Genomic DNA, 24,168 nt, shown 5'->3' with positions numbered 1-24,168 from the left:
GATGCGTATTGACGCCCACCAGCATTTCTGGAAGATCGACAGAGACGATTACGGCTGGATTACGCCGGAGCTTCCGGTGCTTTTCCGCGATTACGGGCCATCCGATCTGGAGCCGCATTTACAAAAGCACGGCATCGGCAAATCGATTTTGGTGCAAGCGGCGCCAACTCTGGAGGAGACCGAATTCATTCTGGAATTAAGCGAACAGGCCGATTTCATCGCCGGCGTCGTTGGCTGGCTGGATCTTGCGGACTCCTCGTACAGGAAGCAGTATGAGCGGTTGTGCGAGCATCCGAAATTCATTGGGTTCCGCGTGATGATCCAAGAGATGGAGGACCCGAATCTTGTGTTATCCTCCGCCTATGTAGAAGCGCTCTCTTATTTTGCGGAACAGGATGTGCCGATCGATTTGCTGGTCCTGGCGAACCAACTGCCGCAGCTTGTCCGGTTGCTGGAACGAGTTCCGCAGCTTCGGGGCGTCGTCGACCATCTGGCGAAGCCGCCGATCGCTTCCGGGGTCATCGAGCCCTGGAGAAGCCACATGTCGGAAATTGCCCGGCATCCGAAGATTTACTGTAAGCTTTCGGGGATGGTGACGGAGGCTGGCCGTCAGGGTTGGAAAAAGGAAGATTTCACGGCATACGTCCGTGAGACCCTTGATTTATTCGGCCCGGAACGGGTGATGTTCGGCAGCGATTGGCCCGTTTGTCTTCTGGCGGCAACCTATGACGAGGTGGTGGATTTGTTCCGGTACACCGTGCAAGACCGGCTGTCTCCGGAAGAGACCGAAGCGGTATTCGGCAGCAACGCTGCGAAATTTTACAAGTTGCGATGAACCTAGAAAGGGGATGAACGCGTTGAAATACCGAAAGTTGGGGAACACGGGGCTGGACGTATCGGTGTTAAGTTTTGGAGCGTCTTCGCTGGGAGGCGTATTTCGGGACATTCAAAAAGAGGAGGGAGTCCGTACGGTTCATACCGCCATCGAGATGGGAATCAACCTGATCGACGTTTCTCCCTATTATGGCCTGACCCAGGCGGAAACGGTGCTGGGCGAAGCGCTGCGGTCGATTCCCCGGGACCGGTATGTGTTGTCCACCAAAGCGGGACGTTATGGACAAGACGAGTTTGATTTTTCGGCAAACCGGCTGAAGCGAAGCGTGGAAGAAAGCCTGCGGCGGCTGGGGACGGATTATCTCGACATCCTGCTGCTGCACGACATCGAGTTCGGCTCGCCGGAACAAGTGCTGGAAGAAGGGATCCCTGCGCTCGAACAGTTGAAAAAATCCGGAATCATCCGTTACTTTGGCGTATCCGGTTTGCCGCTGAATATATTCGATGTGGTGTTGTCGCGCACCGCGCTAGACGTCATTTTATCGTATTGCCATTATTCCCTGAACGATTCTTCGCTGCTCGGGCTCCTTCCGCTGCTGGAACGGCAAGGGACCGGCTTGATCAATGCTTCGCCGTTGTCCATGGGGCTGCTTAGCAACCGGGAGGTGCCGGAATGGCATCCCGCGGGCGAGGACATTCGGGCGGCATGCCGACGTGCCGCCGAGTACTGCCGGAGCCAAGGGGAGGATATCGCCAAGTTGGCGATTCAGTACGCTACGGCGAATGAACGGATCCCGACGACGCTGGTCAGCACGGCGACTCCGGGTAATATCCGCAACAATATTTTGTGGACGGAAGAGCCCGTGGATGAGTTGTTGCTGAAGGAAGTGCTGGAGATCTTGAAGCCGATCGACGGGGCGACATGGCCAAGCGGACGTCCGGAATGGGAAGGGACGCCGGCGTGGCGGAACGGGGGGCAATCCTCATGAAGGGGATCATTTGCGAAGAAATCGGACGGTTTGTATTTCGGGAGGATCTGGAGGAGCCCCAAATGGGGGAAGGCGAGGCGATCGTGAGGATTCGGCGGATCGGCATTTGCGGAACCGACCTGCACGCGTATCGGGGGAATCAACCTTACTTCATCTATCCGCGCGTGTTAGGTCATGAACTGGCCGGAACAATCGAACGGATCGGCGATAACCGGGAGGGGCTGCGGGTCGGCGATCCGGTCAGCGTGATCCCGTATCTCCATTGCGGCCATTGCCGGGCCTGCCGCAGCGGCAAAACGAATTGCTGCCAGCAGATGAAGGTGCTCGGCGTCCATCTGGATGGAGGAATGCGCGAGAGAATGGCCGTCCCCGTATCGAATCTGATCCGCACGGAAGGGCTGACGCTGGAGCAGGCGGCGATGCTGGAACCGCTGGCGATCGGCGCGCACGCCGTCAGACGTTCGGGGCTGCAGTCGGGCGATCAGGTTCTGGTTATCGGAGCCGGACCGATCGGGTTAGGTGTGATGGCCATGGCCGGATATGCCGGGGCGAAGGTGATTGCGATGGATGTGAACGAGGAACGCCTTGAATTTTGCAAGGTTTGGGCCAAAGCCGAACATACGGTGAATGCGCTTCAGGAGCCGAAGGAACGGATAGCCCGGCTTACGGAGGGCAGCTTTCCGGCATTTGTCATCGACGCCACAGGCAATGCCTCATCGATGGAGAACGCTTTTGAGCTGGTCGGCCACGGCGGAACCTTAACCTATGTCGGGTTGGTAAAAGGTACGATCACCTTCAAGGATCCCGATTTTCACGCTCGCGAAATGACGGTGCAGGGCAGTCGAAACGCTACGCGGGAGGATTTTGAGCGCGTGCTTGCGGCTCTGGCGGGAGGCAGCATCGACCTTGGCAGTTACATCACGCATCGCTGCGCGTTCGAAGAGATGATCGGCCAATTCGAGGAATGGCTCCTGCCTGAAACCGGAGTGATTAAAGCCCTGGTGGAGCTGGACTAACTTCAAACTCGTATTTTTCGCCCATTCGGCGGACAGGAGGAGAAATATGACGAGCATGGTCAGCACGGAGAAGAAGCACCGATTGTGGTACGGCAAGCCCGCTTCGGAATGGAACGAGGCATTGCCGATTGGAAACGGCCGGCTGGGCGCGATGATTTTTGGCGGCGCGGCCGAGGAGAAGCTGCAGCTTAACGAGGATTCCGTATGGTACGGAGGGCCCCGCAACCGCAACAACGAAGACGCTCTGCCTCATTTGCCCGAAATTCGCAGACTGATCTTGGAAGGCCAACTGCAGAAGGCGGAGGAGTTGGCGGCGATGACGATGGCCGGGCTGCCGGAAGCGCAACGGCACTACTTGCCGCTTGGCGATTTGCTGCTGTCGTTCGGTCATTCTGGGCAGCCTGTCCGGGACTACATCCGTGAGCTCGATTTGGAGTGCGGCGTATCCCGGGTCAGCTATCGGATTGGCGAGGTCCGTTATACCCGCGAGATGTTCGCCAGTTATCCGGATCAGGCGATTGCCGTCCGCATTTCCGCGGACAAGGCGGGGACGGTGTCGCTAAAAGCCCGATTAGATCGTCGGGATTGGAGATACCTGGAGAAGACGGAAAAATGGGAAGACAGCGGCCTGGTCATGCGCGGGGAATGCGGGGGAAAGGGAGGCAGCACCTTCTGCGCTGTATTGAAGGCGCTCCCGGAAGGCGGGACCTGTCGGACCTTGGGCGAGTATTTGCTAGTGGAAGGTGCCGATGCGATCACGCTGCTGCTCGCCGCCGGGACGACGTTCCGGCAGCCTGACCCGGAGCTTGACGGCAAACGGCAGCTGGAACAGCTGAGCCGGGTTCCTTATGCAGAGCTGCTTGCCCGGCATGTTGCGGATTACCGGGAGCTGTATGGGCGCGTCAGCCTGAAGCTGCCGGAGAGTCCTGACCTCGGCCTGCTGCCGACCGATGAACGGCTCGAACGGCTGCGGAAGGGCGAAGAGGATCACGGGTTGATCGCGACCTATTTCCAATTTGGCCGATACCTGCTCATTTCCTCCAGTCGGCCGGGGGCGTTGCCCGCCAATCTTCAAGGCATCTGGAACGACAGCTTTACCCCGCCTTGGGACAGCAAATTTACGATTAACATCAATGCGCAGATGAATTATTGGCTGGCTGAAAATTGTAATTTGACCGAATGCCATGAGCCGCTGTTCGACTTGATCGAGCGGATGCGGGAACCCGGGCGGGTGACGGCTGGCGTGATGTATGGCTGCCGGGGATTCACGGCACATCACAATACGGATATTTGGGCGGACACGGCTCCGCAGGACACCTACCTTCCGGCTTCCTTCTGGCCGATGGGCGCCGCTTGGCTGTGCCTGCATTTGTGGGAGCATTACCGGTTTAGTCAGGACCGTCCGTTTCTGGCCCGATCGTATGAAACGATGAAGGAAGCGGCGTTGTTTCTGCTGGATTATTTGATCGAAGACAAGGAAGGACGCCTGATTACTTGTCCATCCGTCTCACCGGAGAACAGCTACAAGCTGCCGAACGGGGAGGTGGGCGTGCTCTGCGCCGGAGCTTCCATGGATTTTCAGATCATTGAAGCGCTGTTTGAAGCCTGCATCCGCAGTGCGCAGCTCCTTGGGCGGGATGAGGCGTTCCGCGAGGAGCTTGCGGCCGCCCTGCAGCGATTGCCCCAGCCGCGGATCGGCAGACATGGGCAAATCCAGGAGTGGATGGAGGATTATGAAGAGCCGGAGCCGGGACACCGCCATATCTCTCACCTGTTTGCGCTTTATCCAGGAGAGCGTTTTAGCGTGGACCGCACGCCGGAGTTGGCGGCAGCCGCAAGGAAGACACTGGAACGCAGGTTGGCGAACGGCGGGGGACACACCGGTTGGAGCCGGGCATGGATCATTAATTTCTGGGCCCGATTGCGGGACGGTTCCAAAGCTTACGAGAACGTGCAGGAGTTGCTTAAACACTCCACGCTACCCAACCTGTTCGACAATCACCCTCCGTTTCAAATCGACGGCAATTTCGGCGGAACGGCGGGGATTGCCGAGATGCTGCTGCAAAGTCACGATGGAGTGATCCGTCTATTGCCTGCTTTGCCTGCGGAATGGGATGAGGGGCGGGTTACGGGACTCCGGGCTCGAGGAGGATTCACCGTGGATTTCGCCTGGTTCGCAGGCCGGGTTACGGAAGTGAAGGTGACCTGCTCGGTTCAAGGGCCTTGCCGTTTCGTTGCTCCCGGTCTTGCGCCCGCTGCGTTTGAAGGGGAGGCCGGACGCACTTATACGTTTCGTCCGTGAGCCGATTGGCGGAGCCGGGAATTCCGCGGAATTCCCGGTTACTCTACGTAGAACACTTCTGCGCTCGGATGCTCGCCGTAATTGCCGAAGCCTTTGCCGAACAGGGTCAAGCCGCCGGGATAGCGGGCGTCCGGTTCAACGGACAATCGGAACGTCCACTGTTTCTGCCGGATGTCGATGTCGCGAAGGCTGACGTCCGACAGTTTCATACCGTCCATATACGTCCCGTCATCCGAAATGCGCAGCCGTTTCAACAGTCCGTATTGATTCGCCTGCCTTGGCCACCAATCGGGGGTATACTTGCCAGGCTGATCCCCGTAATCTCCGGGGCTTGTCCAGGTACCGAGCTGCTTCCCGTTTAAGGTGAACGTAATATCGGACGGATAGTCGTCCTTTGTACCGGGAGCTTCGGACGCAAGTTCCATCGTAAGCACCAGCTCCTCCGGCTCTTGGCTGGAAAGGAGATAGTTGGGGGTTTTGTATTCGATAAAACCCGTGCCGAACCACAGAATCGCGGCATGAATTCGCTCCGGATCCCAGAAATACCGAGGGTCGTCAAAGCTGCCGATAATGTTGCCGGTTGTTGCGATGCCGCAGGTCGGCTCGATGTGAAAATCGGAGTAGTGCCCTACCGGGATCTCAACCCGGTAGCTTTTGCGCTCGGCGGTCGCCTGCGTGGGGAACTGAATCTCCGCGCCGAAGACCGCAAGCGAGCAAATTTTCTGCAGCCCGCTCTTGCCGGGGGCCATTTGGGTGGCGACGAGACCGCATTCGGACAACTTGCGCACATGCATGGTCATAATCGCGCTGGATAAGCCGACCGCGGCGGCCAATTCCTTAATGTTCATCGGGCGGTTGGCTAGCAGCCGCAGGATACGCAGACGAACGGGACTCGACAGCGCTTCGTATACGGGCAGCGATTGTTCAGTTAAATCAAGTTTCACAGTTTTCCCACCTAACCCGAAGTTTAATTAGTCATTATATTAACGAAAAGACAGAGTTTTGACAAGCGCGCCCCCGGCTTCCTGGATTATATAATCACCGTTTGACGAATCGGTCATTCGCCGCCTATAATATTAGTAATATAGTTATTTAATTAATATATTTATTAACTAAGGAGTGAAGCAACGGATGTCATTACGAGGTGTGCTGAACGCCGATTCCGGCAAAGGAACAATTAACCGCCATATTTATGGACATTTCTCCGAGCATCTGGGTCGTTGTATTTATGAAGGGATTTGGGTGGGCGAGGATTCTCCGATCCCGAATACGAATGGGATCCGCAACGATGTTGTGGAAGCGCTTAAGCAAATCCGGATTCCGGTGCTGCGTTGGCCGGGCGGCTGCTTTGCCGATGAATATCATTGGAAGGACGGTATCGGGCCGAAGGAAACGCGCAAACGGATGGTCAATACCCATTGGGGCGGTGTGGTGGAGAACAACCATTTCGGGACCCACGAATTTATGGAACTGTGCCGGCAACTGGAGTGCGAGCCTTACATTAACGGGAATCTTGGCAGCGGGACCGTTCAGGAAATGTCTGAATGGGTGGAATACCTGACCTTTGGCGGCGTATCGCCGATGGCTGAACTTCGGACCCAGAACGGGCGCAAAGCGCCGTGGAAGGTCACTTACTTCGGCGTCGGCAACGAGAACTGGGGCTGCGGCGGCAATATGCGTCCGGAATATTATGCCGACGAATACCGCCGGTATCAGACCTATGTCCGCAACTATGACGACAACCGGATTCACCGGATCGCTTGCGGGCCGAACTCGGACGATTACAACTGGATGGATGTGCTGATGAGGGAAGCGGGCCGATTTATGGATTCCATCACGCTTCATTATTATACGCTGCCGAACGATAATTGGCAGGACAAAGGATCGGCGACCGGATTCGATGAGCGCGCCTGGTTTACGACGCTGCAAAAAGCGCTTCGCATGGACGACCTAATCACCCGCCATCGTACGATCATGGATAAATATGATCCGGAAGGCCGGGTAGGGCTCATCGTAGACGAATGGGGGACCTGGTACAACGTGGAGCCGGGGACGAATCCGGGATTCCTGTATCAGCAAAATACGATGCGGGACGCGCTGGTCGCCGGCTTGACGCTGAACATCTTCCACAAGCACAACCAGCGCGTGCGCATGGCGAACATCGCTCAGACCGTCAACGTGCTCCAAGCGGTTATCCTGACGGAAGGCGAGAAAATGATTCTGACGCCAACGTATCACGTGTTCGACATGTATAAGGTGCACCAGGACGCCGAGCTGCTGGATCTGTCGCTGGATGCAGGCAGCTACAAGCAGGACGGCAGCGAAATTCCGGCGGTGACGGCCACGGCATCGCGCGATGCGCAAGGGAAGATCCATCTCAGCTTCTGCAATCTGCAGCATCATGCCGAAGCGCAGGTGGAGATCGACGTTCGGGGGATGAATGGGGGCAGCCTGTCGATTACGGGCTCTACTTTGACGGGGGATCGAATCGATGCCCATAATACGTTCGCGCAACCGGATGCCGTGAAGCCGCAGCCGTTCGACTCTTTCCGGCTGGATGGCGGCAAGCTGGCCGTGAATTTGCCGGCGATGTCGGTCACGACGCTTGAGCTGGCGGCAAGGGATTAAGCTCGGATGGCGGATACCTCCTGCAAAGCGTGTCGGGACGATTACCGGGTCACGGACGAGCAAATCCGGCGCCTGCTAGGAACGACGGCGTTTGCACCTGAGCGAAGGGTGAGCGAGGAGCAGTATCAGGAGCGGCTGCGCGCTTGCGGAGCCTGTCCCAAGCTGCTGGACGGGATGACCTGCACGGCCTGCGGCTGCATCATCCCGGTGGTCGCCTGGTTGAAGGGGCGGACTTGTCCGCTGCCGGGCGGCGGGTTGTGGGCAGGCATCAAGGAGTGAATGAGGAATAGGGCTTCGACTTTTTCGCGGGGCAGGGCGGGGAACCTTGCGCGCATAAAGGCGAAGCCTTATTTTTTGCGGGATGGACAGATCAGATTATTTGACTTCCTCCAGCAGCTCTCTCGTATTGTTGCGTACATTCCCAACGGCCGGCGATACCGGGTAAGCCCGCATCTTCGCGGATTCAAAAGGTTGCAGAAGCTGGAGTAACGATGGGGAATCGGCATTGTTCCGCGCCAGCCACTCGGCTTCGTGCTCCGGACGAAGGATGGCGGGCATCCGGGTATGGATTTCGGCCATCAGCGAGTTGGGCTCCGTGGTAATGATGGTGCAGGTCGCCAGCTTGTTCCCTTGCGGGTCCGACCAAATGTCGTACAGCCCGGCGAAGGAGAAGAGTCCCCCGTCCTTCATGACGATCCGGTAGGGCTGCTTGCCGCTGGCTCGCTGCTGCCATTCATAGAAGCCGTCGGCCGGGATGAGGCAGCGCCGAGAGGTCAGCAGCTTGCGAAACGCCGGCTTCTCTGTTAGCGATTCGGCGCGGGCATTGATCATGCTGCCGCCGATCTTGTCCTCCTTGGCCCAGGAGGGCACCAAGCCCCAACGCAGCTCGCCGAGGCGGTTGCCTTGCATGCCCGAAATGACGGCGGGGATGAATTGCATCGGCGCCACGTTATAGTTCGGGGCGAACTTCGCCAGCCGATTCTCTAAGATCAGATATCTGATGATCAGCTCGTCCAACGGAAGCGTAATCGTAAAACGACCGCACATGGGGAAACCTCCCTCGTATCGTATTCACATACATCGTTGTATTATAGTATTGTAGCAATTCATGTTTTGTTGCAACCATTGTAATCGATAGGCTTGCTGGTATGCCAGTCCACTAATTCCCCCCGTTTACGTTAGTCAGATGCATATGTGCAGTTCATTTTGCTCGAAAAATAAATTTTTGCCAACTCAGGTGCAAATGTGCAGTTCATTTACCTCCATTGGGGGCAATGTCCCGAAGTTCCTGGAAATTAGATGCACTTTTACATCTCGAGGAGAAAAATAGGCGGACTCTCCGCTTACCAACTGCACTTTTGCACTTCGCGAATCATTTCGGCTCTTGTCTCTGAAGAAGAAGGGAGCAAAACTCTCTCAGATCAGACATTGTAACTTTTTGGAATCTCCTTTCTTCCAATAAATCCATATGAACTCTATTCACGCCTCAGGTCGATCTTCCAGCGATTCGGGGCGTTATGCATGGGCGAGGAGGAACTTCCGTCAAAGCTGAAGAATATGTATTTTTAGTAAAAGAACGACAGACGGGGAGATTGGCCATGGAGCAAGTGGGTTTGGTGTTAGGCGGCGGGGCCGTACGGGGACTCGCTCACTTGGGCGTGCTGAAGGCGTTTGAACGGCATGGGATTCCGGTGGATGCGATTGTAGGCACCAGCATGGGCGGCGCGATCGGAGGCTTGTATGCGGCGGGAATTCCGGCGGGCGACATCGAGGATCTGCTGCACCATACGCCGAAATACCGGCTGATGGATTTGGGCATCCGCCAACGGGGGCTGATCGGCGGGAATAAAATCCACCATACCGTCAACGAGCTGTTGAAGCAGCATGGCAAGGACGAGCTGAAGATCGAGGATTTTCCGATCCGCTTCAAGGCGGTTGCCGTTGATCTGATGCAGGGCAAGCAAGTTATTTTTGATCAGGGGGATTTGGGGACGGCGCTCCGGGCAACGACGGCTTTTCCCGGGGTATTCGCTCCGCTGGTACGGGGGGATCAAATGCTGGTGGACGGCGGGGTGCTGGACAATTTGCCCGTACAGGAGCTGAAGCGGGGGAATGTAGGGCTGATTATCGCGGTCGATGTCACCCGAGAGCATGAGAAAAAACCGCCGCGCAACATGATCGAAGTGGTATACCGCTCCTACAGCCTGATGACCGCCGAGCGCAAGCATACCAGCCTGCGATTGGCCGACATCGTCATCCGACCGGATGTGGGGCATGTCTCCGCATTTGATTTCTCCAAAATGCCCGATTGCATCAAAGCCGGCGAAGAGGCGGCCGAGTTGATGATGGAAGAGCTGATGGCGGCGGTGAAGCGGGTGAAGCCTGGTTTTGGTGCAGGAGTGAGACCGGAGAGAGAAAAATAAAGACCCCTCAAAGGAATCTTTATTTTTTTGCATTATTCACCCTGTCATTTCATAAGAATTTTCGCGTTGTATCGATGATCTTGTCTTTCCACGCAATTAAGTCTGATATATTCTCTAAGTTAATGGTTGTTTTGTTCTCGTCGTTAAATTGCACGGATTTATTATTAGAATTTAAATATAGTCGGCAAATCCATTTCCGTATATTGTTATCCAGTAGGATATTGAAGTAACTCAAATTATCACGATAATGAACCCTAGTTGGATCAACCAGTTCTCTAAGTATTACTCGAATTGTTATGTATCCCTCTAATTCCTCAGGCGTAGTAATGACTTCGGGAGCACCTTCGGTTTCGTCTACGATAGGAGTAACTTCCTTACTGTTTGGGACATCCGAGTTCGTGTTTGCTAAAGCCGTCTGTAATTTATCGTTAAGCATATCGTTTACAAATTCTTTAAAAGAACGTTTGACAATGCCATTGAATTTTTCAATTACTTGTTTAGTTTTTTTGCCAGGATACACTTCAGACAAGATCGCGGTAACGAAATCATCCGTGGGGCTCTCCCATTGAGTTTTAAGGAATCGTTTGATTTCATTGGTATACTTCAGTTCAGCTGCGGTAGTGTTAATGCTCTCCACATCAAAAGTTTCTTTTTTGAATTTGCTCAATTCAGCTAATTGATGATCTCTGATATCAAACAAATTAAATTCAAAGAAAGGAGTTGCATCCATCTTATTCTGTTCTTCAAGATCGGTATAAAACCTGTAGATGACTCCGTTGGTAAGGATCGCAAACTTCGCTTCAGTAGTTCCGAAATACCTAAATAGTTGGGAGTCGTGTTTGGTCAACTCTTCATGAATTGATTTTGCCTCAATCAGAATCATAGGCTTTTTGTCTTTCATGATAGCGTAGTCTACTTTTTCTCCCTTTTTGATGCCCACGTCTGCAGTAAACTCGGGAATAAACTCTTCAGGGTTAAAAACATCGTAGTTAAGCGTTTGAAAAAATGGCATGATAATCGATGTTTTAGTGGCTTCTTCGGTTTGGATATTCTCCTTCAGCTTTTGCACTCTTTTGGCTAATGCTCTGATTTGATCTTGAAACTCCATCGAAATTACCCCTTGGTACTTTTCCCATCGGCTGAGAGATTTTGCTTATTTTTTCAGCGTGGTTAAACATGACCCTATCTTAATCATTATACTTCTTAGTAAACTTGATGAGAATAAGAACTAGAAAACATCCGCCGAAAATTCATATATAATGAAAAACATGGGAGAAAGAGGAGGATATCATGCGCTGCATCACGATACGACAACCCTGGGCGACGCTGATTGCGATTGGGGCCAAACGGTTGGAAACGCGAAGTTGGAGAACGAATTACCGCGGTGAGCTTGGGATTCATGCCGGCAAGCAGGTGGATCGGAAGGTTTGCGAGACGGAGCCGATTCGATCACTTTTGGCATCGCACGGTTATAAGTCTGCGGACCAACTGCCGGTTGGCGCGATCGTGGCCGTCTGCCGGTTGAATGATTGCCTCCCCGTACTGCAAGACAACGGGGAGACGGCATGGCTGGGCGGAGGGGATAGAAGGTTGGAAGCCGCCGGGCAGGAATACCGGTTCGGCGATTTTGCGCCAGGCCGATATGCTTGGGAGTTGACCGAGATGCGCTGGTTCCCGGAGCCCATTCCTGCCCTCGGCAAACAAGGCCTATGGAACTGGGAACCGTAGCGGTTTTTCGGGAAAATCACAAATTTCTCAAATTTTCCTAAAGAGTTAAGTGATTTACAGGTTGTCCGACACCCACTATAATGAAGTGATCTGCTTGATATAACAGATTGATTTCAACAATAAGGGAGAGCAACATGAACCGCAGCTATGACGACCCTAATCGCATTTACGTCTCGGTGAGGCAGAAATTTTGGATCAGCCATGCGGCGGCAGGGCTGTGGATGCTTTTTTCCATCGGGGTATCGATGCCGTGGCTGCACGATTTTGCGAAGCATGTTACTTTGCCTGTGGCGGTTCTCATCATCGCGGGGATCTCGTATATTCCCGGATACATGAACGCATTTATGGTCGTCAGCCTGCTGTTGGACCGGCAGCCGCCGCTCCCGGCACGCTCCCCCGAGCGGCCGGTGACCGTGCTGATCGCTTGTTACAATGAGGAGCGGGGGATACGGACCACGCTGGCATATCTGGCCGATCAGGAGTACTCGGGGCAGTTGAAGGTCATCGTGATCGACAACAATTGCTCGGATCAAACGGTGGAGCGGGCTATGGCTGCCGGCAGGGAGCTGGGTTTGGACCTGCTGGTGCTTGAGGAGAAAACGCCGGGCAAAAACCATGCGCTCAACGCTGCGTTGCCCTTGGTGGAGACGGAACTGATGATCACGCTGGATGCGGACACACTGCTGCACAAGCTGGCGGTCAAGCATATCGTGTCTCGCTTGGAAGCGGCGCCGCCGGATATTTGCGCGGTCGCGGGAGCGGTACTCGTTCGCAACAGCCGCCGTAATTTCTGGGCCAAGCTGCAGGAGTGGGATTATTTCCTCGGAATAGCCAGCGTAAAAAGACTGCAAGGGATGTTCCAAGGGACGCTCGTTGCGCAGGGAGCTTTTTCGCTCTACAAAACGGATGCCGTGCGCTCCGTTCAAGGGTGGCCGGATGCGATCGGCGAGGACATCGTGCTGACGTGGAAGTTTTTGGCCCGGCGTTGGCGGGTGTATTTTGAACCGATGGCCGTCGCTTTTACGGAGGTTCCTGAATCGTTCCGACATCTCGTAAGACAGCGGAGTCGCTGGGCTCGGGGCATGATCGAAGCCTTGAAATTGCTCAAACCGTGGAACCACCCCTCTGTTTACGCCAAATATTTAACCGGCTGCAATTTACTGATGCCGTATTTGGATTTGGTGTACACCTTCTGTTGGCTGCCGGGTTTGGTCCTCGCTTTTTTCGGCATCTTCTGGATCGTCGGGCCGGCAACGCTGCTGGTGCTGCCGCTGACCTTTATCCAGAACTTTATTTTGTATCGGTACCAGAGCCAGGTGTTTCGCTCACTCAATCTGCGCATCCGCAAAAACCTGTTTGGCTTTATTGCCTACGTACTATTCTACCAAATGGTGATGAGCCCGGTTTCCTTCTATGGTTACGTGCAGGAGGCGCTGCAACGAAAACGAATTTGGAAGTGAAATTTTAAGCTGTTCTTCAGGTTTCCGTAATGTTCCTTTAAGGAACCGGTGGTATTCTTTAGATACTCCCTCTTCTTAATTGATATATACATGAAGAAGCCGTCCCGAATAAGGGGCGGCTTCTTCCATTCTTTCAAGGTTGTTCACAAAGTCATCTTCCGATCACGAAGTAACTTCAGGGCTGGAGATTCGGTATCGAATCTTGGACTTACTTAGCCCGGGTCTTCCGTTGCGTTGATAACGTTGTGAGTGTTAACGGAACCAGGAGACGCTATTCTACACTTTATAGGTGTTCTCCCTTGATAACGGAACTAGAAGACCTTATTTCGGGTAAAGGTAGCTCATTCGCTGGCATTAGAGCCAAATAAGGTCACTGGGTTCCGTTACAGCGGGAAATAGCCGGGAAATGGATAAATAAGGTCTCTGAGTTCCGTTAGACAGAGAATTGATCCAGAGAGTCGACCCAAGATTACTTCAAATCCTCAATCGAGTTGATGTTCATGTAAACCGGAACGACCAGGCCGGTTTTGACGCCGGTCATGTTGGCGCCGAGGTCGTCCAGCTGTTCGCCGTATTTGTCCCAGTAATCCGCATGGGTGAGCGGCAACCAGGCAGCGGCAGTTGCATCGACATCCCCGCTGGCGACGCCGGTCCACATCGGGCCGGCTTCGACTTGCAGCGACTCGACGTCGTAACCGAGTTTGGTTTCGAGCACGTACTCCAGCAAGTTAGTGCTGGCGATCTCCGAATCCCATGCGACATAGCTCAGCTTGAGCTTATCGCCGTCCACCGGCGTCAAGCCTTCAGTCCAAGAATCGACGCGGTCCGGATTGGCATCTGCCCAGGCTTTGGCGGCCGCAGCCGGATCCTCGCCTTCCTGGATCGCGGTCATGATCGTTCCCATTTCATCCGAAGTCCATTCGAAGCGGTCGAGGAATTCATAGGCGGTCGGATGGTCTTCCTTCAAGCCTTTCCGAGCTACCGTATGGATTTCCTCTGCTTCGCCGTAAACCTTCTGCGGGTCCTCCAGATACTTCAGATCGTATTTGGCGAACATCCAGTGCGGTGTCCAGCCGGTAATAATGATCGGTTTCTCGGATTTGACCGCCTTATCCAGCATCGCGGTCATGGCCGCACCAGAGCCTTCAATGAGCTTCCAGTTCTCCAAACCGTAGGTTTCGATCGCCTGGCTTGTCGCTTTCATAATCCCGGCGCCGGGATCGATGCCGATGATTTCGTAGTCGACTTGCTCTCCTACCGCTCCGGTCGAAGCGTTGCCCGCCCCGTTCGCCGAAGAGTCCGGCGCGTTGTTTCCGGCACCGGCCGTGGAATTGTTCGCTTGCCCGCAGGCGGACAAAGCCAATACGCCCACCAATCCAGCCAGCACCATCAGTTTCCTCGTCTTCTTCATGTTCATCTTAATCTCCCCTTTGTGGTTTGGATTTAAACAAATTTTGTGTAAAGCGGTCGAGCACGATAGCCAGGACGACCACGGCCAGACCGGCCTCAAACCCTTGCCCGATCTTCAGTTGGGTAACCGCCCGGTAGACGGTAGCCCCGATACCTTGCGCCCCGATCATGGAGGCAATGACGACCATCGACAAGCTCAGCATGATCGTCTGGTTCACCCCGGCCATCAACGTAGGCATGGCGAGCGGCAGCTCGACCTTGAACAACTTCTGCCAGGACGTCGAGCCGAAGGCGTTAGCCGCTTCCGTCAACTCGCCGGACACCTGCTTAATCCCGAGATAGGTGAGCCGAATGGTTGGCGGGATGGCGAAGATCACCGAAGCGATGACCCCAGGCACGACACCCAGGCTGAAGAAAGTGACAGCCGGCAGCAGATAGACGAACGCCGGCATCGTCTGCATGAAATCCAGCAGCGGTGAGACGATCCGATGGACCACCTTGCTGTAGGCACTCCAGATTCCAATCGGAATCCCCAGCAGAATGGAGATTAATCCGGACGTGATCACCAGACCTAACGTGTTCATGGTTTCGTTCCAATAACCGAGGTTATCAATCAGAAGGAACCCGATAACGGTGAACAGGGCCAGCTGCCATTTCCCGATCAAATAAGCAAGGATTCCGATGATGACAATAAAGAGCAAGGGATGCGGCAGCAGAAACAATCCGGCGAACAAGTCAACGATCGCTTTGATCGCTGTGGACAACCCGTCGAAAAACCCGCCGAGCGACTGTTCCATTGCATCGACCAGCGATTCAATCCAATCGGCCAGCGGCAATTTCGGTATGGACTTCATCTGGATTCACCTCCTTGGGTTCGTGATGCGTTTCTCCGGCGAGAGCTCCGAGTACAGCCCCGCGCACAATAACGCCGAGCAGGCGTTCCTGCTCGTCTACGACCGCCAGCGGTACCTTGGATGAACTGGTAACCTCAAATAAGTCGCTCAACACTGTGTCCGGGGACACACGCGGGCCGTCTGTAATCAGGATTTCCTCCAGGCCGGCTCCGTCTTTGGCGGCGCGGGAGGCGTCTTCAGCTGTAATGACGCCAAGCAGACGTTTGCCCCGGCCAATAACGAACAAATTGGAAATGCCCCGTTCGCGCATTAATTCGAGGGCTACCCGCGGCCCCCGATCCAGGGTGACGCTCTCCGGCCGGCGCATCACGCGGGCCGCGGTCAATACCTTGGACAGGTCCACGTCCTCGATGAATCGCTCGACATAGCGGTTGGCCGGGTTCATCAGCATTTCCTCCGGCGTGCCGATTTGAACGAGCGCGCCGTCTTTCATCAAGGCGATCCGGTCGCCGAGGCGCAGCGCTTCATCGAGATCATGGGTAATGAAGACGATCGTCTTCTTCATCTTCTCTTGCAGTTCCAACAGTTCGTCTTGCATGTCGCGGCGAATGAGCGGGTCGAGCGCGCTAAACGCTTCATCCATGAGCAGGATTTCCGGGTCATTGGCGAGGGCGCGGGCCAAGCCAACCCGCTGCTGCATGCCGCCGCTGAGCTGATCCGGCATTTTGAGCTCCCAGCCCTTCAGGCCAACGAGCTCGAGCGCTTGCATCGCTTTGTCGCGGCGATCTTTTTTCGCAACCTTCTGAATTTCCAGTCCGTATTCCACATTCTGCAGAACAGTTCGGTGCGGGAATAAGGCGAACTTCTGGAACACCATGCTGATGGATTTGCGCCGCACCTCGCGGAGTTCGGATTTGTTCATTTTACGAAGATCACGTCCATGCAGCAGGATTTCACCGGCCGTCGGTTCAATTAACCGATTGAGCATGCGAACCAGCGTCGATTTGCCGCTCCCGGACAAACCCATGATGACGAAAATCTCGCCTTCCCGGATGTCCAAGCTGACCTGTCCGACGCCGACGGTAATGCCTTTTTCCTTAAGCAGACGTTCTTTGGAGTAACCTTGCTTCAATAAGGGAATGCCCTGCTCGGCATGCGGGCCAAATAATTTACTGACTTCACGTACTTGCAATAAGGGTTGCTGATTCATAGATTCACTCCTTTTCTATATCCTTGAGTTCCCCCTTCGATATCGACTTCGCTCAGCACGAAAATAATCAAGCGAGGCGGTATCGCATCGATCCGTGTTGTAAGTGTAACAAATCCCTTTCAAGGAACGCAAAGACGAAAACCGTACGTAAGGAACGTACAGAAAAAACTGAACGTAACGAACCACCAGATAACTCCGTAATCCTCCCAAATGCTACCTAGGCTGCTTCTTTACTTTTGGGCTTGACTTTCTTAAGATAGAATAAGCGTTGAGCCGCGTGATCACGTGGGGTTTCGCGGAGATGCGCGTGACAGCCGAAGAGGTTTTTTTGCAAATGGATAGGAGGTTGCAAGCATGAGCTTGGACCAGCTCACCGATGAGCAACAGGCATTATTAATGAAGGTACGCAAGCGCGTGATCGAGGCGATCGGCCGAAACATGGACTTATACGGGGTCTCCCTATCGACGGGGCACCTGTACGGGCTGTTGTTCTTTGCCGACAAACCGATGACCCTTGACGAGATGGGCATGGAAATGAAGATGAGCAAAACCAGCATGAGTACGGGAGTCCGCACCCTGTTGGATCTCAAAATGGTCAATAAAGTGTGGGAGAAAGGCTCCCGCAAGGACTTATATGAAGTAGAATACGATTGGTATCAGACGTTTACGGACTTTTTCGCAATTAAATGGAGAAAAGCGGTGGAGAGCAATATCCTGGTGCTGCGCCGCTCGATTGAGGAATTGACCAAAGCGATGGCGGAGGAGGCGGATGGACCGCTGCGCCGGGTGCTGGAGGAAGATGTTCGCAAGATGAGAGAAACCGTGAAGTATTACGAATGGCTTGACCGGCTGATCGATACGATGGAAAGCGGAGAGATCTACAAGCTGGTCCCGAAGGAAACGGAATAATTTATCAGGTCAGCCAGAATTTCTGGCTGGCCATTTTTTTAGTTATCCGGCCAGAAAAGGATAAAATTCGAGGGACGCAGGCTGGACGGACGTTTTGCAGGAGGATCCCCTTTGATCAGATCGCCGAGAACCGGGGAAGAGCCGCGGCCTTACTCCAAGCCCCGGCTTCTGACTGAAAGGGATCATCGTGCAAAGGCAGCACGAGGGATAATCAAGGTACGATCGTGCGCGTCAGTAGACTCCGATATCGTCCAGCATCAGCTTGGCGGAGCCGCCGCTTAGGCGGAAAGCCAGCCCCCGGATCCCGGTGTTCGGGTCAAAGTCCGGATTGGCGGCAGCGAAGTCCGCCAGGGACAGCCGGTACGTCTGGAATACGGCTTCCGTCGGATGCTTGTATTTGCCGCCCGACAGGTGGCGATCCAGCCAGGGGTGGATCGTAAACGAGGTAACGGGAAGCGGTTCGGCATCCCTGAATCGTTCCAGCGGCACCCGGACGGAGATGCCGTTGCCATCAATAAGCTCTATGTCCATCGCTACGGAACCGGAGGCTAGCGCCGCATCGGGCGTAACGCCGTCCTCCAGCTCATAACTCCGGTCGGTCAGCGAAAACGCCAGCCCCTCCGGCTGACCGCTATTCGGCAGCGGAGCCCCTTGCTCCCAGCTTAATCCGTAGGCAGACGGCTCGCCGCCGTTTAACCGGCGTTCCAGGACGATTCCGCGGGAGGGCTTAACCCCGTTCTGCCGGTTTCTCGCATCTTCTTCCTTCCAGGCTAGGCCGCTGGCCGCCGCTTTCCCGCCCCCGGGCAGCGTTACCCGGTCCGAGTCCTCATCGTAACGGGCCCAAGCGGTAAACGCGCTGCTCTCGAACCGATTGTAATACGCGGTGTCCGGGAGCCAGGCCAATCCGGTGCGGTAATCCTGCAGCAACGGGAGATAGCGGCCCGGTGCGGAGGTTGTGACGGAAGCCTCGCCGGTTGTGGAAGGGGCGTCCGAGGCCGCCGCTGACGGTGACGATACCGCTGAAGATGCCGCAGATGCTGACGAAGCGAACACCGGCACCGCGCCGCCCCCGAACCTCCTGCTGCGGAGCGTCTCTTCGAAGAAGGCCGAGAGATACACTTTGGCGATGCTTCGCTGTTCGGCAGGCGACAACATTCCGTCCCGACTGAGCAGGATCCCTTTCGGATAGCTGACGTCGCGGCCGCCCCAACTGCTGTTGAACTGGCTGTGGTTGGCGTCTTCGATGTACAGCGAAGCCTTGAACCGGCCTTGGCCTGGCGAATAACTCGTCCGCATGTACTGGCGGTCGCCGTCGAAGTCGCTGACATCGCCGTCGCGCGCGCCTTGCAGCGTCAGGTAGCTGACATCCTTCAGATGGGTGACCTTCCCGTCCACCTTCTTGTCGGTTGGGGCTATAGCGGCGATCGCCTCAATCCGGAAGGCGGATAAACTCTGGATCAGTTCGGCGTCGCTTCCGAACCAATCCTTGTAAGCTGCGGCCATCGCAACCGCCTGCCCTCCGCGGGAATGGCCAACCAGTCCGATGCGGGCCAAGTCGATTTTGCCGTATAACGGGTTGCCGGGCTCATCGGCAAAAGCGCCGAGCTGCTGCAAATGCTTCAATAGAATCCAGGCCCGGACCTTCATATCGTTATCGGGAATCCCCGTCCACACGGAGTAATTCAGGAAATTCTCATCGATTGACACGGTGATAAATCCGCGGCTGGCCAGCAGTTCCCCGAGATAAGCGTAACCGTCGTCGGAGAAATCCTCCATCAGGTGATTGCCGTGAACGATCAGCACGAGCGGAAACGGGTTTTGGCTGTCGCCGGTGGATTCCCCCTCAGCCATCGCCGGCATCCAGACTCTTCCGTTCAGCGGCAATGCCCGCTGATTAAATCCCCAGTAAGCGGTCCGGTAGACCGACCACTTCTTGATATAAGCCGAGGCGTCCACCGACTCGGACTTGACGTCGACCGCTTCGCCGTATTCCGGCTGCCAGGCATCGTTCCCGCTGCCGTAGGTGAAGGTCGACACGGCGTAAGGCCCGGGTTCGGCGGGGCTGTCAAGCTGATCGGCCAAGCTCGGCACGGCCGCAGCGAGGGCTTCCTCGGCGTCGCCGCCGAGCGCGAGCCCGCCGCCCTCATCGACTCCGCCGGCTGTCTCGACCCCGGCGCTTTGCGCGCCTTGGTAAGCCGGCACGGCGGAGTCATTCCCCGCCGCGAACGGCCAGATCGCGGCGGCCGCAACGAGCAGCGCCGCCGTCAGAGCGGCTGCGGCCTTATGGCGCAGCCGGAGGCGCCGGCTGGCGAGCGCTCCGGCCAGCAGCCCGGCGGCGACTCCCGCCAGGCTGATTCCTGCGGCAATCACCGCAGCCGCGGGGATCGAGACCTCGTTATAGTTGAATATAACGAAAACGGCGGCAAAATCGAACAGAACCGCCCCCGTGAACAAGCGGGGGATCGGTACGCCGATCAAGGCCAGCACCAGCGCGGCGGCGTGGGCGGTCAGGTATAGGCAGAGCGTTCCCGCCAGCAGGAACAGCAGCAGGTCGACCGGGCTTCCGAGCCCGGTCGGCATGCCCAGCGCCAGCAGGCCAAACGCGAACATGCCGGCCCCCCAGGGGCCGGCAACTGCGGATCGCCAGAAGGCGGTATCGTATCGGTATGCGTTCCGAATGCGGCGTGCCATTCGCTGACGCAGTGTTGGCTTATGCAGTGCAAGTTCGGTAATAACCTGAAGATCCATAGTTTCCCCCAGAAAACAAATTTCTCTCCTCTCCCCTCATTGTAACATGGGCAGGGAAGGGGATAAACAGGGGAATCCAGGCAGGGCATAAGGCCGAATCCAGCTCCGTCTAGCGGGGATCGCCGGGGCGCGAGCGGAACCGCACGAACGACCAGACGATCAGCAGGACCAGCACCGTCAGGCATACCCCGATGCTGATGCGGTTCTGAGCATCGAACAGGAACAGCAGCGCAATGACGGTCAGACCGGCCACGGCCAGTGCCGTAACATAAGGGAACCCCCAAACCTTAAAGCTTGGCTCGGTGGGATAACGCCGGCGCAGCTTCAGTTGCGACAAGCAGATCGTGATCCATACGAGCAGCACGACAAAGCCGGGAACGGCCATCAACAGACGGAACAATCCGGCTTGATTCAACACGGCAAGCATGGAGCCGAGGATCAGGACGATCCCGCTTAAGATCAAGCTGTTGACCGGCACGCCCTTGGATGAAATCCGCGCCAGCTTGGCTGGCGCCTCGCCGCCGGCAGCCATCGAATGGAGCATCCGCGTCGCGCCGTAAATGCCGGAATTCGCCGCGGACAAGACGGCCGTAATCAGGATGAAGTTCATGAGATGCGCCGCACCTTGCAGCCCTGCCGACGTCAGCACCTGCACGAACGGGCTGGTCTGCTCGTTGAGGCTGTTCCACGGGATCAGTCCGCAAATGATCAGGATCGGCAAGGTATAGAAGAGCACCACGCGCAAAATAAAGCTCTTGACCACGCGCGGCAGCACCTTTTCCGCGTCCTTGGCTTCGGATAAGGTCAGTCCGATCAGCTCGGAACCGCCGTAGGAGAACATGACGACCAGCAGCGCCGAGAAGATGGCCGTCCATCCGTTCGGAAAAAAGCCCCCATAGTCGAGGTAATTGCGCGGAAACGGAGCTTCTGCCCCGGGGAGGAGGCCAAACAACATCGCCGCGCCAAGCAGGATGAAAACGACGATCATCGCAATCTTGACCCCGGCAAGCCAAAACTCGAATTCGCCGTAACCGGCCACACTCATCATGTTGACGGCAAGAATAAAGACCGCACTGGCCAAGCTGAGCGCCCAAAGCGGCACGTCAGGCAGCCAGAACTGCAGGAAGCTGCCGGCTGCGATCACTTCGATGACGCAAACGGCCAGCCACATGAAGCAGTACAGCCAGCCCAGAATGAAGGAGATGCGTTCGCCAAACGCTTCGCGGATGAAGTCCTTCATGTTCCGGCCGGGATATACGGTCGCCATCTCGGCAATGGCCCCCATTACGATAAGCAGCAGCAGTCCCGCAAAGACATATGAGAAGATGACGCCCGGCCCGGCCAGGCTGACGGTCTCCGCACTGCCTTTGAAGATACCGGTGCCGATGACGCCGCCCATGGCCATAAAGCTGATGTGACGGGGCAGCAGTTTTCTCTGCAGCGTAGAAGAATCGGATTTCACGGTAAATAAAGCCCCCTAAACCAATAAGTTCATTCCATTGAATGTTTGGATTTGCAACACGGACTTATATTACACCAATTCCCCTGACGAGGAAATGAAATCCTTACCCGGCCGGATTCGGGATTCGCAACATCGACCACGCAACATCAACCATACCTTGACATTTATTTACTTCGCAGGTTTAATAGGGAGATAGTTTTGAACAACTCGTGAACGAAGAAGGCGAAACAGATGAACGCACACCTCAAGAATATTCATCCATTATCGTGGACCATCATTGTGGGAACGATCTTTGGACGCATGGCTTCGTCCATGAGCATCCCGTTCTTATCCATCTACCTGATCAAATCGCTTGGAGCATCCCCGTCTGAGACGGGAATCGTCGTTGCTGTCAGTTCGCTGATCGGGGTGTTCGCCAGCTTCTACGGCGGATACATCTCGGACGTCATCGGACGCAAAAGCGTGCTGTACATTTCCATTTTCGGCTGGGTGCTCGTATTCATCGGCTTTGGGCTCGCCAACCAAGTGTGGCTCTTCTTTATTATGAACGCCTTAAACGGGTTGTGCCGGGCGTTGTTCGAGCCGACCTCCCGGGCGCTGCTGGCCGATATTACGCCGCAGGAGAGCAAGATGCTGGTATTTAATCTGCGTTACGCTGCGATCAATCTCGGGGTTGTCGTCGGGCCGATTCTTGGTTTGCAAATGGGGGCTTCGGATTCGGGGATGGCCTTCTATTTCGCCGGTCTGGTCTATTTGATTTATGGGCTGGTTCTCGTATTCCAGTTCATGCTGCACAAGGAGATCGGCGTCGCGGATCAGGGAGCCGGGGAGCGGTTGTCGCTGAAAGGCGCGCTGCAGGTGACCGGACGGGATCGGACCTTCCTGTATGTCCTGCTGGGCATGATCTTCTGCGTCCTTGGATACGGGCATTTCAGCTCCACACTGGCGCAATACCTGGAGATGTCGCCGGACCTTCAAGACGGGGCCAAGCTGTTTGGCTACATGCTGTCACTGAATGCGGTTGTCGTCTTGGCGGTGCAGTTTCCGATCGTCAAATTCGCCGGCCGTTTCTCGCCGGTTGTGCCGCTGATCGCGGGCAATTTGTTCGTCTCCGGCAGCTTGCTGCTGTTCGGCACGGTGCACGCAGTCTGGGCGTTCCTGCTGGGCGTCGTTCTCTTTACCATCGGTGAGGTGCTGATGTTCACGATGACCGACGTGCTGGTCGATCGCATCGCCCCGGCGTCGCTGCGCGGTACGTACTTCGGCATGTTTGGCTTCAACCAATTAGGCAACGTGCTTGCGCCGCTGATCGGCGGCTTCCTGCTGGATGCCTTTGGCGCTTCGCAGTCCCTGCTCATCTTTGGGGTCATCGCGCTGACGACCGCCTTCGGCGTCCCGTTCCTGCTGCTGGCGAACCGCCATTTAACGGCACGGGAGGCGAGTGCCGGAGAGGCTGAGGCGGGAGTGCCCGGCTGACCAATAAGAAGGTTTGAACGCAATAATCGCTAGGAACCGGATCGGGCCATTTACGCCCGGTCCGGTTTGTGTTTCGGCTGCTTCGGCCAGATGAACGCAGAGAGCATGACAAGACCGTCGATCCCGAGCACCAGGCACCAGATACGCAAAATCCCGCCCAACGCTTCGGTTCGGCTCGGATCATGGATGAAGGTGATCATGCCGAGGAGGAGCGCTCCGCCAATCGCGAAAGCGAGCAAATGGCGAAGGAAGCCCTTCAGCTCGTGCTTGGCATACTCCAGACCGTAACGTTTCGGCGGTCGGGCGTCCTTCTCTCCGGCGATCAAGTAGCGGAACCAGCGGTCAGCCCAGTCGATCATGCTCTTGCCGAAGGCGATCGAAACACCGATATAAACGGCTGCGATTCCATGGGCCGTTGTGGCTACGGCGCCGTTGTACAGATCCACGCCGGTGATAACGAACAGCAATAAGTCAATCACCGGGGTCAGCGCTAACAGCGCCAGCCCCAGCTTGGGCCGCTTGAGCCCATAGCGGACGGCCAGGCCCGCGAGAATGACAATCCAAAAGGCAATTTCACAGGCGACAATCATCCAGGCCACTAAGTTCATATTTACCTCCTGCAAGGGATGGATTTACTTAAAAGATCGAGTGTATTGTAACATCCGTTTTTAATTAACACAACTGTATTAAATAAATTGTGTGTTTGACTATAGAGGTGG

At 55.7% G+C, this 24,168-nt stretch carries 19 protein-coding genes and 1 pseudogene; 11 read left to right on the top strand and 9 right to left on the bottom strand.

Annotated elements, in window-relative coordinates; genetic code table 11:
• Nucleotide 1 precedes the first annotated feature (1 nt).
• The 4 genes from BN3795_RS23050 to BN3795_RS23035 are packed head-to-tail and all read left to right on the top strand — an operon-like array spanning nucleotide 2 to nucleotide 5,141.
• Entirely contained in the window at nucleotides 2-835 is an 834-nt protein-coding gene (locus tag BN3795_RS23050) for an amidohydrolase family protein (protein WP_068787009.1), read from the top strand.
• A gap of 22 nt (nucleotides 836-857) precedes the next feature.
• Nucleotides 858-1,823, top strand: a complete 966-nt coding sequence (locus BN3795_RS23045; protein WP_068787008.1) for an aldo/keto reductase — start codon at nucleotides 858-860, stop codon at nucleotides 1,821-1,823.
• Nucleotides 1,820-2,839, top strand: coding sequence for a zinc-binding alcohol dehydrogenase family protein (locus tag BN3795_RS23040; protein ID WP_068787007.1), 1,020 nt, complete (start codon nucleotides 1,820-1,822; stop codon nucleotides 2,837-2,839). Before BN3795_RS23045 ends, BN3795_RS23040 begins: the two co-directional genes overlap by 4 nt.
• Nucleotides 2,840-2,885: 46 nt before the next feature.
• Nucleotides 2,886-5,141 (top strand): glycoside hydrolase family 95 protein, encoded by a 2,256-nt coding sequence (locus BN3795_RS23035; RefSeq protein WP_068787006.1) that lies wholly within the window; start codon nucleotides 2,886-2,888, stop codon nucleotides 5,139-5,141.
• Nucleotides 5,142-5,179: 38 nt separating this feature from the next.
• On the opposite strand, the gene BN3795_RS23030 is transcribed toward BN3795_RS23035, so the two are convergent.
• Nucleotides 5,180-6,085, bottom strand: coding sequence for an ArsR/SmtB family transcription factor (locus tag BN3795_RS23030; RefSeq protein ID WP_068787005.1), 906 nt, complete (start codon nucleotides 6,083-6,085; stop codon nucleotides 5,180-5,182).
• A 187-nt stretch (nucleotides 6,086-6,272) separates the two neighbouring features.
• On the opposite strand from BN3795_RS23030, the gene BN3795_RS23025 reads away from it, so the two are divergent.
• Nucleotides 6,273-7,769: an alpha-N-arabinofuranosidase gene (locus BN3795_RS23025; protein WP_068787004.1), complete on the top strand. Its 1,497-nt coding sequence runs from the start codon at nucleotides 6,273-6,275 to the stop codon at nucleotides 7,767-7,769.
• A gap of 6 nt (nucleotides 7,770-7,775) precedes the next feature.
• Complete coding sequence (locus BN3795_RS23020; protein ID WP_068787003.1) at nucleotides 7,776-8,048, top strand: DUF6171 family protein; 273 nt, start codon at nucleotides 7,776-7,778, stop codon at nucleotides 8,046-8,048.
• 96 nt (nucleotides 8,049-8,144) lie between these two features.
• Here BN3795_RS23020 and BN3795_RS23015 read toward each other — a convergent pair whose 3' ends face one another.
• Nucleotides 8,145-8,816, bottom strand: coding sequence for an SOS response-associated peptidase (locus BN3795_RS23015; RefSeq protein WP_068787002.1), 672 nt, complete (start codon nucleotides 8,814-8,816; stop codon nucleotides 8,145-8,147).
• Nucleotides 8,817-9,367: 551 nt separating this feature from the next.
• Here BN3795_RS23015 and BN3795_RS23010 point away from each other — a divergent pair.
• Nucleotides 9,368-10,192 (top strand): patatin-like phospholipase family protein, encoded by an 825-nt coding sequence (locus tag BN3795_RS23010; protein ID WP_068787001.1) that lies wholly within the window; start codon nucleotides 9,368-9,370, stop codon nucleotides 10,190-10,192.
• Between the two features lie 49 nt (nucleotides 10,193-10,241).
• On the opposite strand, the gene BN3795_RS23005 is transcribed toward BN3795_RS23010, so the two are convergent.
• Nucleotides 10,242-11,300, bottom strand: coding sequence for a type I restriction endonuclease (locus BN3795_RS23005; RefSeq protein ID WP_110945331.1), 1,059 nt, complete (start codon nucleotides 11,298-11,300; stop codon nucleotides 10,242-10,244).
• A gap of 182 nt (nucleotides 11,301-11,482) precedes the next feature.
• On the opposite strand from BN3795_RS23005, the gene BN3795_RS23000 reads away from it, so the two are divergent.
• Nucleotides 11,483-11,920 carry an ASCH domain-containing protein gene (locus tag BN3795_RS23000; RefSeq protein ID WP_068786999.1) on the top strand — a complete coding sequence of 146 codons (438 nt, stop codon included), beginning with the start codon at nucleotides 11,483-11,485 and terminating at the stop codon, nucleotides 11,918-11,920.
• Nucleotides 11,921-12,054: 134 nt separating this feature from the next.
• The gene (locus BN3795_RS22995) at nucleotides 12,055-13,380 is read left to right on the top strand and encodes a glycosyltransferase family 2 protein (protein ID WP_068786998.1); all 1,326 of its coding nucleotides are present in this window, start codon (nucleotides 12,055-12,057) and stop codon (nucleotides 13,378-13,380) included.
• 469 nt (nucleotides 13,381-13,849) lie between these two features.
• Here the strand turns inward: BN3795_RS22995 and BN3795_RS22990 are convergent, their stop codons facing one another.
• The 3 genes and pseudogenes from BN3795_RS22990 to BN3795_RS22980 all read right to left on the bottom strand — a co-directional run bounded on the left by BN3795_RS22990 (nucleotide 13,850) and on the right by BN3795_RS22980 (nucleotide 16,854).
• Nucleotides 13,850-14,797 carry a glycine betaine ABC transporter substrate-binding protein gene (locus BN3795_RS22990; protein ID WP_408635064.1) on the bottom strand — a complete coding sequence of 316 codons (948 nt, stop codon included), beginning with the start codon at nucleotides 14,795-14,797 and terminating at the stop codon, nucleotides 13,850-13,852.
• Nucleotides 14,798-14,812: 15 nt separating this feature from the next.
• A pseudogene (locus BN3795_RS22985) lies at nucleotides 14,813-15,644 on the bottom strand (ABC transporter permease); the annotation flags it as partial.
• A complete protein-coding gene (locus BN3795_RS22980; RefSeq protein ID WP_068786996.1) occupies nucleotides 15,604-16,854 on the bottom strand; it encodes a quaternary amine ABC transporter ATP-binding protein in 1,251 nt (416 codons plus the stop codon). The pseudogene BN3795_RS22985 and the gene BN3795_RS22980, both read right to left, overlap by 41 nt.
• A gap of 354 nt (nucleotides 16,855-17,208) precedes the next feature.
• On the opposite strand from BN3795_RS22980, the gene BN3795_RS22975 reads away from it, so the two are divergent.
• Complete coding sequence (locus tag BN3795_RS22975) at nucleotides 17,209-17,763, top strand: GbsR/MarR family transcriptional regulator (protein WP_068786995.1); 555 nt, start codon at nucleotides 17,209-17,211, stop codon at nucleotides 17,761-17,763.
• A 231-nt stretch (nucleotides 17,764-17,994) separates the two neighbouring features.
• On the opposite strand, the gene BN3795_RS22970 is transcribed toward BN3795_RS22975, so the two are convergent.
• Together BN3795_RS22970 and BN3795_RS22965 are read right to left on the bottom strand one after the other, a co-directional pair.
• Nucleotides 17,995-20,511 (bottom strand): alpha/beta hydrolase family protein, encoded by a 2,517-nt coding sequence (locus BN3795_RS22970; RefSeq protein WP_068786994.1) that lies wholly within the window; start codon nucleotides 20,509-20,511, stop codon nucleotides 17,995-17,997.
• A gap of 109 nt (nucleotides 20,512-20,620) precedes the next feature.
• Complete coding sequence (locus tag BN3795_RS22965; protein WP_068786993.1) at nucleotides 20,621-21,973, bottom strand: amino acid permease; 1,353 nt, start codon at nucleotides 21,971-21,973, stop codon at nucleotides 20,621-20,623.
• A gap of 231 nt (nucleotides 21,974-22,204) precedes the next feature.
• On the opposite strand from BN3795_RS22965, the gene BN3795_RS22960 reads away from it, so the two are divergent.
• Nucleotides 22,205-23,449 carry an MDR family MFS transporter gene (locus BN3795_RS22960; RefSeq protein WP_068786992.1) on the top strand — a complete coding sequence of 415 codons (1,245 nt, stop codon included), beginning with the start codon at nucleotides 22,205-22,207 and terminating at the stop codon, nucleotides 23,447-23,449.
• 50 nt (nucleotides 23,450-23,499) lie between these two features.
• Here the strand turns inward: BN3795_RS22960 and BN3795_RS22955 are convergent, their stop codons facing one another.
• The gene (locus tag BN3795_RS22955) at nucleotides 23,500-24,057 is read right to left on the bottom strand and encodes a hypothetical protein (protein WP_068786991.1); all 558 of its coding nucleotides are present in this window, start codon (nucleotides 24,055-24,057) and stop codon (nucleotides 23,500-23,502) included.
• Between the last annotated feature and the right edge of the window lie 111 nt (nucleotides 24,058-24,168).

Source organism: Paenibacillus phocaeensis (genome assembly GCF_900021165.1).
GTDB lineage: Bacteria > Bacillota > Bacilli > Paenibacillales > Paenibacillaceae > Fontibacillus > Fontibacillus phocaensis.
The sequence above is the reverse complement of the archived record's forward strand: the minus strand, read 5'-3'. Positions and strand labels throughout refer to the sequence as shown.

Excerpts from the sequence above, each read along its gene's own strand:
- BN3795_RS23050 (WP_068787009.1), top strand. The coding sequence starts at position 2 with ATGCGTATTGACGCCCACCAGCATTTCTGGAAGATCGACAGAGACGAT.
- BN3795_RS23040 (WP_068787007.1), top strand. The coding sequence starts at position 1,820 with ATGAAGGGGATCATTTGCGAAGAAATCGGACGGTTTGTATTTCGGGAG.
- BN3795_RS23035 (WP_068787006.1), top strand. The coding sequence starts at position 2,886 with ATGACGAGCATGGTCAGCACGGAGAAGAAGCACCGATTGTGGTACGGC.
- BN3795_RS23025 (WP_068787004.1), top strand. The coding sequence starts at position 6,273 with ATGTCATTACGAGGTGTGCTGAACGCCGATTCCGGCAAAGGAACAATT.
- BN3795_RS23020 (WP_068787003.1), top strand. The coding sequence starts at position 7,776 with ATGGCGGATACCTCCTGCAAAGCGTGTCGGGACGATTACCGGGTCACG.
- BN3795_RS23015 (WP_068787002.1), bottom strand. The coding sequence starts at position 8,816 with ATGTGCGGTCGTTTTACGATTACGCTTCCGTTGGACGAGCTGATCATC.
- BN3795_RS23010 (WP_068787001.1), top strand. The coding sequence starts at position 9,368 with ATGGAGCAAGTGGGTTTGGTGTTAGGCGGCGGGGCCGTACGGGGACTC.
- BN3795_RS23005 (WP_110945331.1), bottom strand. The coding sequence starts at position 11,300 with ATGGAGTTTCAAGATCAAATCAGAGCATTAGCCAAAAGAGTGCAAAAG.
- BN3795_RS23000 (WP_068786999.1), top strand. The coding sequence starts at position 11,483 with ATGCGCTGCATCACGATACGACAACCCTGGGCGACGCTGATTGCGATT.
- BN3795_RS22995 (WP_068786998.1), top strand. The coding sequence starts at position 12,055 with ATGAACCGCAGCTATGACGACCCTAATCGCATTTACGTCTCGGTGAGG.
- BN3795_RS22990 (WP_408635064.1), bottom strand. The coding sequence starts at position 14,797 with ATGAACATGAAGAAGACGAGGAAACTGATGGTGCTGGCTGGATTGGTG.
- BN3795_RS22980 (WP_068786996.1), bottom strand. The coding sequence starts at position 16,854 with ATGAATCAGCAACCCTTATTGCAAGTACGTGAAGTCAGTAAATTATTT.
- BN3795_RS22975 (WP_068786995.1), top strand. The coding sequence starts at position 17,209 with ATGAGCTTGGACCAGCTCACCGATGAGCAACAGGCATTATTAATGAAG.
- BN3795_RS22970 (WP_068786994.1), bottom strand. The coding sequence starts at position 20,511 with ATGGATCTTCAGGTTATTACCGAACTTGCACTGCATAAGCCAACACTG.
- BN3795_RS22960 (WP_068786992.1), top strand. The coding sequence starts at position 22,205 with ATGAACGCACACCTCAAGAATATTCATCCATTATCGTGGACCATCATT.
- BN3795_RS22955 (WP_068786991.1), bottom strand. The coding sequence starts at position 24,057 with ATGAACTTAGTGGCCTGGATGATTGTCGCCTGTGAAATTGCCTTTTGG.